Raw genomic sequence first — 14,505 nt, forward strand, 5'->3', positions numbered from 1 at the left:
GGCGACCGGGAGGGCGCCCTCAGGCGCCGGCTTTTTCTTCCAGCAACATGAACAGCCGGTAGAGCACCACTGTGCTGAACAGCTGCAGGAAGCCGCTGAGGCTGTCCATGGCCAGCTCCATGGCCGGCGATGGCTCGGGGAACGCCATGAGCAGCAACCCGTCGATCAGCCAGATCGGTGCCAGCACCGCGACCACGCAAACCATGATGCGCATGAAATGCCCGGTGGTCATGCTGGCGCTGTCGCGCATCGCCTGTACCACCGGCCGGCCACGCAGTACCAGCAGGTACTCGGCGAACACCAGGTTGATCATGATCCACACGCCCGGGAAGACGAACAGGGCCAGGCCCGCCATGATCAGCAGCGAGCTGATCAGGATCAGCAGGGCCAGTTGCGGCCACAGCTGCAAGGCGCGGGCGAACAGGTCGCGCTTGGCGATGTCCTGGCCCTGGCTACGGGTGTCCAGGTACAGGATCAGGGCGGCGCTGTACAGCGGATAGCACAGCAGGCTGATCAGCATGCCGTAGGCAGGCGATGCCTGGTCGCCCAGTTGCCGGTACAGCAGTTGGGTGAGCAGGGCCTCCAGCACGACCAGCGGCAGGCACAGCTGGATAATGTTCGGCAGGTGGCGGCGGAAAAAGTACAGGGAGTCGCGCAGGACGCTCAGCGGATTCATCGGGCTATATCGCATGGCAGTAAAAACAGGTGCATCACTTTAGCCCAAAGCAGGCGTGGCGCTGTCACTTGCTGAAAAATGTTTCACCCTTGCAGCGATTGAATCGCGCGGCGCAACGCCCCATCTTTGAGGTTGTCCGTTGTCCCGCTACCCATGAGGTCGCCCCATGAACACTGAAGAACAAACCCTGATCGACGGCCTGTTCGGCCGTCTCAAGCAAGCCGAAGACCCAAGCCAGCCGCGCGACCCGCAGGCCCAGGCCTGCATCGAGCAGCACCTGCGCCAGCAGCCGGCGGCACCTTACTACATGGCCCAGGCGATCCTGGTGCAGGAAGCGGCCCTCAAGCGCCTCGACGAGCAGAACAAGCAGCTGCAGGCCGAGCTGGAACAGACCCGTGCCCAGGCGGCCCAAGGCAGCAACAGTGCGCCCAGCGCTGGCGGTGGCGGTTTCCTGTCCAGCATTTTTGGTACGGGCGGGCGCGCTGCAGCGCCGCCGGTGCAGCCACAGCGGCCAGCGCTTGCGGTGGCATCGGCTGGCGGCTGGCGTGAGCCGGCGGCACCGGCCTACGCGCAACCGCCGGCACAGCAGCCTGGCGTGGGCGCTGCGCCGGCACGCAGTGGTGCCAGCAGCTTCCTCGGTGGGGCCATGCAGACCGCCGCCGGTGTGGCCGGTGGTGTATTGCTGGCGCAAGGTATCAGCAGCCTGTTCAACCATAACTCCCAGCCCGAAGAGGTGGTCGAGGTGATTAAGGAAGAGCCTGCGCCGGCCAGTGACAGTGGTGGCTGGAATGACCAGGGCGGGCAGCAGCAAGTTGCCGACAACGGTGGCTGGGGCAGCGATCAGGGTGGTTACACCGACACCGACTACAGCAGCGATGACGGTGGGTTCTTCTCGGACGACGACTCCTACGTCTGACAGGTCTGGCATACTGCTGGCATTTCCGGGGCAGCGCAGCGGCCCCGGCATTCCAGGCCAGACAAGAGGTTCCCAGGTGAAAAAGATCGCGCTGTTCGCCGATGTGCAGAACCTCTACTACACCGTGCGCCAAGCCCATGGTTGCCATTTCAACTACACCGCCCTATGGGCCGATGTCTGCCGCGAAGGGCAGATCGTCGAGGCCGTGGCGTATGCCATCGACCGCGGCGACAGCAAGCAGCAACAGTTCCAGCAGATCTTGCGCAACCTTGGGTTCGACGTGCGCCTCAAACCCTTCATCCAGCGCAGCGACGGCTCGGCCAAGGGCGACTGGGACGTGGGCATTACCCTGGATGTGATCGATGCCGCCAGCCGGGTCGACCAAGTGGTGCTGGCCTCGGGTGACGGCGATTTCGACCTGCTGCTGGAGCGGGTGATCCAGCGCCACGGCACTGAGGCGGTGGTGTATGGTGTGCCCGGGCTGACGGCGCTGTCACTGATCCGTGCCGCCAGCCGCTATGTACCCATCGAGGGTAAGTTGTTGCTCAAGCACTGAGGTCATTCGTGGAACGTATCGCTGTCATCGACTTTGAAACCACCGGCATTTCCCCCGGTGCCGGCTGCCGCGCCACCGAAGTGGCGGTGGTCATGCTGGAAGGCGGGCGCATTGTCGAGCGCTACCAGAGCCTGATGAACGCCGGTGTGCCGGTACCCGCATTCGTCGCCGGGCTGACCGGCATCACCACGGCGATGCTGCGCAGTGCGCCGCCGGTCGACAAGGTCATGAACGAGGTGGCCGAGTTTGTGGGTGAGACCCCGCTGCTGGCACACAACGCCGCGTTCGACCAGAAGTTCTGGGATTACGAACTGGCGCGCATCGGCCGCAGCCGCCGCCAGTCATTTGCCTGTTCGCTGTTGTTGTCGCGGCGCCTGTTGCCGGCAGCGCCGAACCACAAGCTGGGCACCCTGACCCGCTGGGCGGGGCTGCCGGACACCGGTACTGCGCACCGGGCCATGGCCGATGCCGAAATGGCCGCCAACCTGATGCAGCACCTGGCCGGCGTGTTGCGAGAACAGCATGGTGTGCAGCAGCTCTCGCATGGCCTGCTGTGCCGGTTGCAGAAAACACCGGCAGCCAAGCTGCGCGAGGCGCTGGTCAAGTATGCTTGAGGCGTGTTCGGCGCTCGCTTCAAGCGGCGCCCGCTTCAAACCGAACGCACCGAAAGTGTGCCGCTCATTTCTAGCCATTCTGTAACTTCTGTTCGCTCAGGCAGGCCCCTAGACTGTTCACCCGTAAACGGATTTCGAGTGTTCCAATGCCTGCCTCCCGTCGCATTCCCTGGTTGCTCATCGGCGCTTTCCTGGCGCTGTACCTGGTCTGGGGCTCCACGTACCTGTTCATCCGCATTGGCGTCGAGAGCTGGCCACCGATGCTCATGGCCGGTGTGCGTTTCCTGATCGCGGGTAGCCTGCTGTACGGTTTTCTGCGCTGGCGCGGTGCGCCGGCACCCACGTGGCCGCAATGGCGGGCCGCCGGGGCAATCGGCTTTCTGCTGCTAAGTTGCGGTAACGGCGGGGTAACGGTGGCCGAGCACGCCGGCGTGGCCTCGGGGGTGGCGGCCCTGGCGGTGGCGACGGTGCCGCTGTTCACCTTGCTGTTCGGCCTGCTGTTCGGGCACCGCAACTCGAAACTGGAGTGGGCAGGCATTGCCCTTGGGCTGCTGGGTATCGCCCTGTTGAACCTGGGGTCCAACCTGCAGGCGAGCCCGATTGGCGCAGCGCTGATCATTTTTGCCGCGGCCTCGTGGGCATTCGGTTCGGTGTGGAGCAAAAGCCTGCCCCTGCCACAGGGGCCAATGGCCAGTGCCGCAGAAATGCTGGTGGGTGGCGCAGTGCTGTTGTTGGGCAGCCTGCTGTCGGGCGAGCGCATGACGCAGGTACCAAGTGCTGCCGGCTGGGGCGCGTTGGCCTACCTGGTGTTCTTCGGCTCTATCCTGGCCTTCAGCGCCTACATGTACCTGCTCAAGCACGTGCGCCCGGCAGCTGCCACCAGCTACGCCTACGTCAACCCGGCCGTGGCGGTGCTGTTGGGGATCCTGTTTGCCGGTGAGCAGATCGGTGCCGAAGAGTGCGTGGCGATGGCGGTGATCATTGGCGCAGTGGTGCTGATCGGCCTGCCGCAGTGGCGCAAGCCTGCCAAACCCGTGTTGCCGTTGAAAGGCGAAATCTGCAAGTAGGCAGGGGCGATGCGGTAAACTTGCCGGCTTCGCTGAACCCCTGACGGTATTGCCATGAATTTCGCCCAACTCGGCCTGATCGAACCGCTGCTGCGCACCTTGCAGCAGCTGGCCTACACCACCCCAACCCCGGTGCAGGCCAAGGCCATTCCCGCCGTGCTGGCCGGCCGCGACCTGATGGCCGCGGCCCAGACCGGCACCGGAAAAACGGCAGGCTTTGCCCTGCCGGTACTGCAGCGCCTGGCCCTGGAAGGCGAGAAAGTGGCCAGCAACTCGATCCGTGCCCTGGTGCTGGTGCCGACCCGAGAGCTGGCCGAGCAGGTGCACAACAACGTGCGCGAGTACGCCGAGAACCTGCCGTTGAGCACCTATGCGGTGTACGGCGGGGTCAGCATCAACCCGCAGATGATGCGCCTGCGCCGTGGCGTCGACCTGCTGGTCGCCACCCCTGGCCGCCTGCTCGACCTGTTCCGGCAGAACGCGGTCAAGTTCAACCAGGTGCAGACCCTGGTGCTGGACGAAGCCGACCGCATGCTCGACCTGGGCTTTGCCGAAGAGCTGCAATCGGTCTATGCCGCGTTGCCACGCAAGCGCCAGACTTTGCTGTTTTCCGCCACGTTCTCCGAGCAGATCCGCGTGCTGGCAGGGCTGGCCCTGAATGACCCGCTGAGTATCGAAGTCAGCCCACGCAATGCCACTGCCGCCAGCGTCAAGCAGTGGCTGGTACCTGTGGATAAAAAGCGCAAGGAAGACCTGTTCTGCCACCTGATGCGCAAGCAGCGCTGGAAGCAGGTGCTGGTGTTCGCCAAGACCCGCAATGGCGTCGACCAGTTGGTGGCGCGCTTGCTGGCCGAGGGTGTGAATGCCGATGGTATCCACGGTGACCGCCCGCAGGCGACCCGCCAGCGCGCGCTGGACAGCTTCAAGGCCCGGGAAATCCAGGTGCTGGTGGCCACCGACGTGGCTGCCCGTGGCCTGGATATCGACGATTTGCCGCTGGTGGTCAACCTGGACCTGCCCATCGTTGCCGAGGACTACGTGCACCGTATCGGCCGCACCGGGCGGGCGGGCAACAAGGGGGAGGCGATTTCGCTGGTGTGCGCCGATGAAGTGCAGCTGCTGGCGGCGATTGAGGTGCTGACCCGCCAGACCCTGCCGCGTCATGAAGAACCGGACTTCATTCCGGATCACCGGGTGCCGATGACCGACGCCAGTGGCCAGGTGATCAAGAAGCCGAAGAAGCCCAAAAAGCCGAAAGAGAACAGCGCCAAGCGTGGCTTGGGGCGCTGGATGGACAGCACCGAGGGGGGCAATGCCGAGCCTGCAGTGAAGGCGGTGCGCAAGGTACCTAGCTTCAAGGGCGGGCCGCGCAAGCGTAAACCTTAGCCTCGCGGCGCCACAGTGGGGCGGTGTCAGCCCTGGGCTTTGAGCCATTGTGCAGCCGCCCGCCCGGCGTGCTGCCCGCTGGCAAAGCACGCGGTGAGCAGGTAGCCCCCGGTCGGTGCCTCCCAGTCCAGCATCTCGCCGGCACAGAACACCCCCGGCATGCCTTTGAGCATCAGCCCTGCATCCAGCCCCTCGAAACGCACACCGCCGGCGCTGCTGATCGCTTCATCCAGCGGTCGCGTGCGCACCAGGGTGATTGGCAGGGCCTTTATCGCCTGCGCCAACGCTTCAGGGCTGGCAAAGGTTGCAGGGTCGGTCAGCTCGCGCAACAGTGCGGCTTTTACCCCATCGATACCCAGCTGGCTGTGCAGGTGCTTGGCCATGGAGCGCGAGCCCCGTGGCCTGGCCAGTGCCTGGGCAATCTTGTCCAAAGGCTTGTCCGGCAACAGGTCAAGCAACAACACGCCCCGGCCATTGCGGTTGATGGCCTCACGCACCGGCGCCGACCAGGCATACACCAGGCTGCCTTCCACACCTTGCGCGGTGAGGATGAACTCACCTTTGCGCGGTGCACTGCCAGGCACGCTGAGGGCGATGTTCTTCAGCGGCGCGCCGGCGAACTTGTCTTTCAACAGCGCGCTCCAGCCGGCCACCTCGAAACCGCAGTTGCTCGGTTGCAGGGGCGAGATATCCACAGCCCGTTCGGCCAGCAGCGCTTGCCAGCTGCCGTCGGAACCCAGGCGCGCCCAACTGCCGCCACCCAGCGCCAACACCAGCACAGCGGCGTTGACCAGGCGCTCGCCCTGTGGATAAGCGATGCGCAAGGCCCCCTCGGCATTCCAGCCGAGCCAGCGATGGCGGGTGTGGATAACTACCCCGCTGTCGCGCAGGCGCTTCAGCCAGGCGCGCAGTAACGGGGCGGCTTTCATGTCGGTGGGAAATACCCGGCCTGATGTGCCGACGAAGGTCTCGATGCCCAGGCCGTGAATCCACTGGCGCAAAGCCTCCGCGTCGAACTCGCCCAGCAGCGTGTCGATTTCACTTTGGCGTTCGGCATAACGGGCCACGAACGCGGGGTAAGGCTCGGAATGGGTGATGTTCATGCCGCCGACACCCGCTAGCAGGAACTTGCGGCCCACCGAAGGCATGGCATCGAACACCTCGACCGCCAGGCCTGCCTGGGCCAGGGCTTCAGCGGCCATCAGGCCGGCGGGGCCGCCACCGATGACGACAGCAAGGGGAGGCGATGCGGAGTTGAAATCGGGCATGGTGGGCAGCAGGCTGTGGAAAAGAGGCGCATTCTAGCGCAGCGCTGCCCCCGGAAGCACTGGTCAAAAAACAACCAGTATTCTGCAGGCCTTGCTGGTCAAGGCCTGCAGCGGCTTTCCCGCAGGTTATCCACAAGCGGTTCCACAGTCATTGTGAACAACCGATGACACGCGCTGCGCTGTGGTGAAGGATGCCGTGGCGTTTGGCCAGGGCCACCCGGTCCTTGCTGTAGCCGCCGCCGATCACACCCATTACCGCAATATCGCGGCCCAGGCAGTGGCGCAGCACGGCCTCGTCGCGGGCGGCCACGCCGGCGTCCGTCAGTTGCAGGTAGCCCAGCGCGTCGTCCTTGTGCACATCGACGCCGGCGTCGTACAGCACCAGGTCGGGTTGATACAGCGGCAGCAGGTAGTTGAGGGTGTCGTCCACCACGTTCAGGTAGGCGGTGTCGCCCATGCCCCGCGGCAGGGGAATGTCCCAATCGCTGTTGGCCTTGCGTGCCGGGAAGTTCTGTTCGCAGTGCAGCGAGACCGTGATGGCCTCCGGGGTATCGTGCAGGATGCGTGCGGTGCCGTCGCCTTGATGCACGTCGCAATCGAAGATCAGCACCCGCTGGACGCGGCCGGCCTCCAGCAGGTAGCGGCTGATCACTGCCAGGTCATTGAAGATGCAGAAGCCGGCAGGGTGGTCGTAGTGGGCATGGTGGGTGCCACCGGCCAGGTGGCAGGCAACGCCATGCTGCAGCGCCAGTTCGGCCGTCAGCAGCGAGCCGCCCACGGCCCGTACGGTGCGCCGGGCCAAGGCTTCGCTCCAGGGCAGACCGAGGCGACGCTGGTCTTCGCGGGACAGCTCGCCATTCATGTAGCGTGCGATGTAGTCGCGGTCGTGGGCCAGGGCGAGGATATCGTTGGGGCAGATGTCCGGGCGCAGCAAGGCCTGGTCGGTGGTCAGCCCACTGTCGACCAGGTGGTCGTGCAGCAGCAAGAATTTCCATTTATGCAGTGAAACTATCAGAGGGGCGGAGGCCACCTTTCCAGGGCCGCTACTGCTTAAAATTTTTTCTACGGCACCTTGCCCAGGTGGAATGTCGGCAGTGTTCTGGAAGGGGGAATATCAGAGGGATAGGCCAATCGGCTGAAAACCTTGCAACGGGCAAGCGGTGTTTAATGCCCATGGAAGGCCCGTAGAGGGCCGTAGCCAAGAATCGGCGAATATCACAGGGGTAGCACAGGCAACCCATAAACGTTGCTGTAATCGCTTGTTATGAGGCTACAGGTTCATTTCCTTCTTGATGCGGTACACCGTTGCCACACCCACCTCAGCCAGCTTTGCAATCTCTTCCATAGTGTTGCCGTTACGCTTGAGTAGGTCGGCCACCTGATCCCACTTCTTCTGGTTGCGACCTTTGCCGCCTACCTTCTCGCCACGGGCACGTTTGATGTCCAGGCCCTGCTTGATGCGTTCTACCCGCTTCTCCTGGTCCAGGCGGGCCATTGTCGCCATTAGGTCAATGAGCATGTCATTGATAACGTCCATGATCTGGCCAGTGATGCCTTTGTCTGCGATGAGCTGGTGGGAGGTGGGCAGGTCAGCGACTACCAGACGCAGGCCCTTGGACTTGATGACGCCCTTCAGGTGCTGCCAATCGGCCTGGGAGAGGCGAGAGAGACGGTCTACTGACTCCACCAGCAGCACATCACCAGATGCAGCAGAATCGAGCAGGCGGGCCAGTTCAGGGCGTTCCAGCTTGGTGCCGCTAATGTTCTCTGCGTACACATCGGCCACTTGCAGGCTGTTGTCCTGGGCGAAGTCCAGCAGAAGTTGCTTGGCTCGTTCTGCGTCCTGATCGTTGGTCGAGGCGCGGAGGTAGAGGTGGGCATTGATCATGGTTTTATCCTTTGTCTTATTTTTCGATAGATGAATGATAACCTATCGTTTGACTAATTATCAACTGGTGATTGATAGGTGTCGATGACTGTTTATCGTTATCTCAGATGACTAGAGTCAAATGATAGGTCCGCCCTAACCTGCCCCGGTACTCCAGATCGTTTCTAGCACGCACGAAAAAGCCCGCCACGGTGGCGGGCTGGGGGAGGTGCAAAACAGCGTTTTCAGTAGGGCACGCCCGTAGCGTGAATTCCTACTAAAACAGTAGGATATTGTGACTCAGGGGGCAAAATCTTAACCCCCTGCGATGCAGGGCCTTGTAAATAGGGGCCTGGCGGGGTGTAGCGGTGTGCAAGAGCCTGAACAGGCGCCCGAGGGCGATTAGATATTGCCTAGATCAGCAATTAGTTATCGGGGTGTCAGGCTGCGGCTCTGTTCTCTACCTCTGCCCCTGGCTGCATCAAGTCGGCCAGGATGGGCGGGAACTCCAAGTGTTCGGGGTATCCCTTGAAGCCCCAGCGGTTGTAATACTTTTCCTTGTAGGTCCGCTTGAAGCAGTCCGAGTTCCGGTATTCGTGGCGTGCCTTCTCAATCGCGCCCTGGAGGCTCCACATCAAGCCTGTACGTGCTTCCTCTACTTGAGCAGTGGTACAGAGGTCCAGGGCAAGCAAGGATTGCCATACTGGCTCTGCATCGCTGTACAGACTCTCAATGAAACTCTCCCAACTTCCCAAGCCTGCATATCGCCACTGCTCGGGTGCTCGCACAGTGGGCACCAGGGTAGCCACGTCGATACGCTTTAACAGGCGGGCTTGCAGGAATCCTCTGGGAACATCTGCACCGGATAGAGCGTGGTAACAGTGTTCGATAATGCTTTCGATCAATAGGCGGTGGTCTGCATCAATTAACTGTTGATTGGGCGTGCCCCACGGCTGCTGCCAGTTCACATATTCAAGTGGACTCCACTGCATATCTTTCAACGGCAGGAAGTCTCTGTGCTCGATACCCTGCTGAGTCTCCGCCTGGGCGATGTAGATACCCAACACTCGCACCAGGGCGAGCATAAAACGGCAATTGTCCCTGTGACGCTCTGAGAGAGATACGGTGGCCATCCGTTCCAGTTCATCGGCATATACGCAGAGGGTGGCACGGGTGTAACGCTCTGGCCTGAAGCTGGAAACAGAGTTTTTGCCCCGCTGGATAGCATCCATAATCTCCAGGGTCTCAAGAGATTCTTGCTCTAGCTGGGCGAGGGTATAGCGTTGATCTAGTTCCTTTACGGCTGTGCCCTTCTGCTGGCGGTTGTAGATACGCTGGGCGAGGGTGTGTACCGTGTCCATCTCGATTAAGTAATGCTGATTCACGTAGTTGGTGAACTCGTCTCCTAGGAGGGCGTGAATCTTGTTGGTGATCTGCTGTCTTGTGTCGCCCTGGGAGACTTCCCACCTCTTAATCAGCTTGCTGGCTGGAACCCTCAAGCCTGCATCTGCTGAAACAAACTTGTTCCCAGCTTTCTGGTTGTGTACGTCCTGACTGATGAACAGGTTAAGGTGATGGAGGGCACCTGTAGAGCCGTCTGCACCTGCACTGGCCTGGATGTGGCTGCGGTGGAAAAGGGATTTCCTTTCCTCTCGGTTGTAGCCGTAACACTTCTGGTAGGCGTTGTTGAAGTTATCTAGTTCTACCAGGGAAGCTGTGGTATTACCCCAGAGTACGGCAACACTACCGGCACGTCTGCACTGTTCAATTACAAACTTACCTACTGTACTCTTGCTCCAGCGTATTTTCTGTACTTCTAAGCGGGACTGCCGTTTTGCGGCCTTCTCGGCCTGTCTTGACTTGGCCTTCCTGCAACTGTCTTTACAGAAGCGTTTACTCTTGTCTGCCTGTTCCCGGTGCCCTGTGTAGGGAGTCTTGCAGGTGACGCAGATGTAACTGTAGTTACGGGTGCTGGTCTTGGTCTTGCTTGTTGACATTCGTTCCACTCATCAGGGAATCAAGCCGCATGGCAGCTTCTTCAATCAATTGTTCTACCAATCGGGTAGGGTTAATGGCGCCTGTGTGTTCCATCAAGCGGAGCAGCTTGGCTTGGTGCTCAGGCCGGTATACGGAGATTCTCATGGGGTTTCCTACTTGAATTGTGCATAGTCGATTGGGCTGGCGCCCTAGTGCCATGCGGGTTTGAACGATTAAGGCGGACAAAGTCTATACTAGCCCTGGCCTTCTCGAACGTTGCTGGAGTGCCCGAAGGGGGCGCCATTATGAGAAGGCGCCAGGCAATAGCAAATCGTATTTTTGCATCGAGTTGATAGCAGGCGACTACTTCGCCCGCTTCTGTTCTTCTGCTCGCATCGACTTGACGTAGCATCGCATCGCCCACTCGATGAACTCCTTCACGGGCATCTTGTGTTTGCGTGCGTGGTAGTTAAGTGAGTGGAAGTCAGCGGCATTGAAACTGATCCCCAATGCCCTGGTGTGTTCGTATTCGTTGCTCACGCTGCTTGCTCCACTTCAGGCTTAGCCTTACCCTTTGCAGGCTTTGCGTATTCAGCGATCAAGGCAGCGTGTGCTTTCTGGCGTGCTGCTTCCAACTTGTCGGCCAGGGCTTTTGCTGCCGCCGCCTCTTGCTCCCGAACTTCACGGGCAAGGGTGATTTCAACCTGGCGGGCGTGTTCTGCAACGTTGCGGGCATAGCGGCTTTCGGCATATGCCTCAGCTACTTCTCTTGCAAGAACAATTAGATCAGCGTCAATATCTGCTTGAGGCTTCTTCAGGTGAACTTTGAAGTGTAGCGGTTCATGGAATGCACCGGCGATGGTATACCCTTTGTTTGTCCACTCCAGTAGATCATTGAGAGCATAGGTAAGCGGCTTGTCGCTAAACCAATCAACGTGGACGCCTAGCTGTGGGTAAGCTGGCGACTGCGAGTGGCGGTAATACTGTGCAGTGCGTTGGTCTACTAGCTTTTGAAGTTCGTCGGCGTCGTGCTTGAAGAATTCGATGATGTCGATGCCGTATCTATATTTTGTGGTCATAACTTACTTTCCTTTGGTGCGGGCTGGCTTGAACCCGGCTTTGAATTGAAGGATTTTTGACTTACTGTCAGATTGTTTCTTACTTGCCGCTGTAGCGTCCTGGGATGGCTTCTGAGGGGCTTTCTGGGCTGCCTTAATATGTTGGGCTGCCTTTACTCTTTTCGCTTCTTGTAGGCGCTCCCTGTGCTCTTGTAGATCGCTTAGAGTTACTACTGTGCCAGCGGGGAGGATATAGTCTTCCAGGGTGTTCAAGTACAGAAGTTCATCCTGAGTCGCTTCAATGTAATCCACTGCTGCGGATTGAGTAGTTGGGCGGTCCAGGAAGTAGCTTAGAAGAGCACCGTTGCTTTTATCGACCTCAACCCAGACGTTGGTATTGGTCATTGTGCGACCCCTTCAGGGCGAAGGTGGATAGCTTTAAACTGACGTTGAACGTTCATCCACTTACGGAAAAGTTTTAGCTCTGACGCCAGCGGCTTGACATCTGGCCAGGACTTACGCCAGGTGTCTAGAAACTTCCAATCGTCATCATGGTCTAGGAGGTAATCGAAGGTTTCCAAGTCATAGCGGGCTGAAGTCAGCCCAAGCACTTCGCCGGATGAGCGGTCAATTTGATGGTACAGTTTCATTTAAGCAGCCTCTTGGCCTGTTGTCTTCTGAGCTTCTTGAAGTTCATATTCGATTTCAAGTTCAGCCTGGGTTTTAGTGGCATTGTTCTTTCTCCATGTAGCTACTTGGTGGGCGACACAGCAGAAGCGAGAGAGGCTAGATCTGGAGAAGAAAATGCGAGAGCAGTATTCGCAGCTATGTCTGCGGAGTGGGCGTTGGGCCATTAAGTTATTACCTTAGTATGTTTGGTTGTTTAGATTGGATATGAAAAAGGCCCGTTCTCTGGATGAGGCGCGGGCCTGGGTACTGCGATCACACTTATATCGGAAGTGTAAGCATTGCTCATTGCGAGCAAATTTGAATGTTAGTGGCCAGTGTCGTTGCTCCCCTGGCCGGGGAATACCTTGAAGTGAGCGGAGCAGAGGTCGCCCACTAACCAGTACAACTGTCCCAATGAAACTTCAGTCATTTGCCTGGACTGATAACAGGATGCAACACGCACAAGCATTGCCTGTAAGTTCTGCCAGGGCGTGTTAACCATTTAGGAAAAGAGTGTTGTGAGAGGTCGAGATAGAGTTTCTCGAAAAGTCCACATAGTATAGCAGATCCTACGAATTTGTCAACACAATTCGCTCAAACATGCAAGTGTTTTCTAAATTATTTCGATGGGCGGTCACTGAGGTACCAGCACTGTGCCCCCCTCGGGGTATTCCACCCACCATCTCTTGTGCTTCCGGGCGTACCTGACGTACTTCACTTTGCCTGCTGGGTTGTCATCGGCACTGCGGTTAACCTCAAGGGTACCGTCTCGGTGGCAGATGATCCGATAGCCGTCTTGTTGCAGCAGGTTGGCTACAGCGAAAGGATCGCTGTTCAAGAATCGCTGGAAGGTCAGCATACTAACCATCGGCGTATCGCCCACGACCGGCAGGGATGCCAGCTCTGCCTTGAGGGTGTTCTTTTCAGCGGTCAAAACGCCATAGCTGGCCACGGCATCTTTGTTATCCGGGTCTATGTTCACCAGTCGCCACAAGGCGGATTGTCGTTTCTCCAACTGAGCTATCTGACCCTCCAGCTTGATCCGCTGGCGCGTGTTCTCGGGTAGCTTGGTGCGTTGGTAGGCACGGAAAGCGTGAGGCTTGCGAGTCTCCCAGTAGAACCAGCCAACCACGGGCACGGGGATAGTCTTCTGGTTTGGGCACTTATCGTTGCTCTGCATCCGGCGATAGCAGCGGACGGCATCAGTCTGCTGCCTGGAGTTCTGGCGGAGTAGCACCATATTGGCGCCGCACTCGGCACATTGCAGTAGGCCAGCCAGTGGGAACTTACGGGCAACGGTGGACGGCTGCTTGGCAAGGTCGTCCAGCAGCTTTTGTACCTGGTAGAACAGTTCCTCGGTGACGGCTGCCTTGAACACGCCAGGGATCAGTTCGCCTGGAACACGCTTTTTCTTCCCATCAACTTCAGCAGTGACCGTGCGTTGCCAGTGGCCGATGGCGGCAGGGTTTCGCAAGGCGTGCTTGAGGCTCTGGCGGTTGCCGAAGTATTGGGCGTACTGGATTGCCAGGGCACGCAAGGGCACGCCGTTGGAAAAGGCTGTGAATACCTGCTCCAGGGCTGCGGCTTCGACTTCCTTCAGTTCGCCTTCACTGGTGAGCCAGAACGGGTTGCGGCGTTTGATCGGGTTGCCTTTCTTCGCTTCCCTGGCCCGGTCAACGTAGGAGCTGACAGTGAAGTCGGCCAGCCTAACGGCAAACTCGTGTGCTGCCTGTGCCTTCATTGCCAGGTAAAGCAGGCTGTTACCCTTCAGGGACTTTGCGTCGTACCGCTGGCCGTCGTCCAGGGTCACAAGATCAATTCCAGCCTGCACGATTGATCGAAGGTGGTTAAGCGTATCCATTGGTTCCAATCGGCTGAAGCGGTCCATTGCTTCGACCAGTACGACGGTGCCGGCAGGGAAGTGGCCTTCATCAATTGCCGTCAGCAGCTTTCCCATCGCACCAGCTTCAACGTGTTTGCCGCTGGAGCCGCTTACCCCAAGGTCCTCAAATTTCCGGTCGTAACGGGTGTACTGGGGATTGTGGGCGAGCCACCTAACAATGAGGTTTTCCTGGCGGTCAAGGCTGCTGCCGTAGCTCTGGCGTTCGCTGGAAAATCGTACATAAGGCACTGCGATTGGCATGGTGGCTCGCTCCGAAAACTTTCACTGCATATATTACATTCCCGTAGGCGGAACTTGTCCATCGGGAAGCGGTGCTCGGCAGGGAACTCCGGGCTGTAGTCTTCGTGGTAGATCAGCGGCAACGGCATGGGGGAGGTCGCGGTCAGGGCCAGTGCTGATCTTGCCATGGCCGGGACAGCTTTGCTGCCCAATCGCCGGCAAGCCGGCTCCCACAGGGACCGCATCAGGGCTGACAGGTGTTTGCCTCAACGTATGCAGCGCCTGTTTGAGCTAGCGCCGCCCGCGCGGCGCATCGCGAGCTGCGCTCG

14 protein-coding genes and 1 pseudogene are annotated in these 14,505 nt (G+C 59.6%); 5 read left to right on the plus strand and 10 right to left on the minus strand.

Annotated features, from left to right (window positions below):
* Nucleotides 1-19: 19 nt before the first annotated feature.
* Nucleotides 20-676, minus strand: a complete 657-nt coding sequence (locus B3361_RS15235; protein ID WP_009685422.1) for a YciC family protein — start codon at nucleotides 674-676, stop codon at nucleotides 20-22.
* Between the two features lie 166 nt (nucleotides 677-842).
* On the opposite strand from B3361_RS15235, the gene B3361_RS15240 reads away from it, so the two are divergent.
* From B3361_RS15240 to B3361_RS15260, 5 genes are all read left to right on the plus strand, one after another.
* Nucleotides 843-1,592: a DUF2076 domain-containing protein gene (locus B3361_RS15240; protein ID WP_054906078.1), complete on the plus strand. Its 750-nt coding sequence runs from the start codon at nucleotides 843-845 to the stop codon at nucleotides 1,590-1,592.
* A gap of 76 nt (nucleotides 1,593-1,668) precedes the next feature.
* Complete coding sequence (locus B3361_RS15245; RefSeq protein ID WP_009681780.1) at nucleotides 1,669-2,148, plus strand: NYN domain-containing protein; 480 nt, start codon at nucleotides 1,669-1,671, stop codon at nucleotides 2,146-2,148.
* 8 nt (nucleotides 2,149-2,156) lie between these two features.
* Complete coding sequence (locus B3361_RS15250; RefSeq protein ID WP_178126166.1) at nucleotides 2,157-2,762, plus strand: 3'-5' exonuclease; 606 nt, start codon at nucleotides 2,157-2,159, stop codon at nucleotides 2,760-2,762.
* Between the two features lie 146 nt (nucleotides 2,763-2,908).
* Nucleotides 2,909-3,829 (plus strand): drug/metabolite exporter YedA, encoded by a 921-nt coding sequence (yedA, locus tag B3361_RS15255; RefSeq protein ID WP_054906076.1) that lies wholly within the window; start codon nucleotides 2,909-2,911, stop codon nucleotides 3,827-3,829.
* A 54-nt stretch (nucleotides 3,830-3,883) separates the two neighbouring features.
* Entirely contained in the window at nucleotides 3,884-5,215 is a 1,332-nt protein-coding gene (locus B3361_RS15260; protein ID WP_054906075.1) for a DEAD/DEAH box helicase, read from the plus strand.
* Between the two features lie 26 nt (nucleotides 5,216-5,241).
* Here B3361_RS15260 and B3361_RS15265 read toward each other — a convergent pair whose 3' ends face one another.
* From B3361_RS15265 to B3361_RS15305, 9 genes and pseudogenes are all read right to left on the minus strand, one after another.
* Complete coding sequence (locus B3361_RS15265; RefSeq protein ID WP_054906074.1) at nucleotides 5,242-6,483, minus strand: TIGR03862 family flavoprotein; 1,242 nt, start codon at nucleotides 6,481-6,483, stop codon at nucleotides 5,242-5,244.
* 148 nt (nucleotides 6,484-6,631) lie between these two features.
* Nucleotides 6,632-7,474, minus strand: a pseudogene (locus B3361_RS15270) (histone deacetylase); the annotation flags it as partial.
* Between the two features lie 279 nt (nucleotides 7,475-7,753).
* Nucleotides 7,754-8,368 (minus strand): recombinase family protein, encoded by a 615-nt coding sequence (locus B3361_RS15275; protein ID WP_182333988.1) that lies wholly within the window; start codon nucleotides 8,366-8,368, stop codon nucleotides 7,754-7,756.
* A gap of 422 nt (nucleotides 8,369-8,790) precedes the next feature.
* Nucleotides 8,791-10,347: a hypothetical protein gene (locus B3361_RS15280; protein WP_182334131.1), complete on the minus strand. Its 1,557-nt coding sequence runs from the start codon at nucleotides 10,345-10,347 to the stop codon at nucleotides 8,791-8,793.
* 343 nt (nucleotides 10,348-10,690) lie between these two features.
* Nucleotides 10,691-10,867, minus strand: coding sequence for a hypothetical protein (locus tag B3361_RS15285; protein WP_182334133.1), 177 nt, complete (start codon nucleotides 10,865-10,867; stop codon nucleotides 10,691-10,693).
* Nucleotides 10,864-11,406 (minus strand): hypothetical protein, encoded by a 543-nt coding sequence (locus tag B3361_RS15290; protein WP_182334135.1) that lies wholly within the window; start codon nucleotides 11,404-11,406, stop codon nucleotides 10,864-10,866. Before B3361_RS15290 ends, B3361_RS15285 begins: the two co-directional genes overlap by 4 nt.
* Before the next feature lie 3 nt (nucleotides 11,407-11,409).
* Complete coding sequence (locus tag B3361_RS15295; RefSeq protein WP_182334137.1) at nucleotides 11,410-11,790, minus strand: hypothetical protein; 381 nt, start codon at nucleotides 11,788-11,790, stop codon at nucleotides 11,410-11,412.
* Nucleotides 11,787-12,035 carry a hypothetical protein gene (locus B3361_RS15300; RefSeq protein ID WP_182334139.1) on the minus strand — a complete coding sequence of 83 codons (249 nt, stop codon included), beginning with the start codon at nucleotides 12,033-12,035 and terminating at the stop codon, nucleotides 11,787-11,789. The genes B3361_RS15295 and B3361_RS15300 overlap by 4 nt, the downstream gene beginning before the upstream one ends.
* A 653-nt stretch (nucleotides 12,036-12,688) precedes the next feature.
* Complete coding sequence (locus B3361_RS15305; RefSeq protein WP_280086717.1) at nucleotides 12,689-14,197, minus strand: recombinase family protein; 1,509 nt, start codon at nucleotides 14,195-14,197, stop codon at nucleotides 12,689-12,691.
* Nucleotides 14,198-14,505: the final 308 nt, after the last annotated feature.

The organism is Pseudomonas sp. UBA6699, assembly GCF_002454615.1.
Classification (GTDB): domain Bacteria; phylum Pseudomonadota; class Gammaproteobacteria; order Pseudomonadales; family Pseudomonadaceae; genus Aquipseudomonas; species Aquipseudomonas juntendi.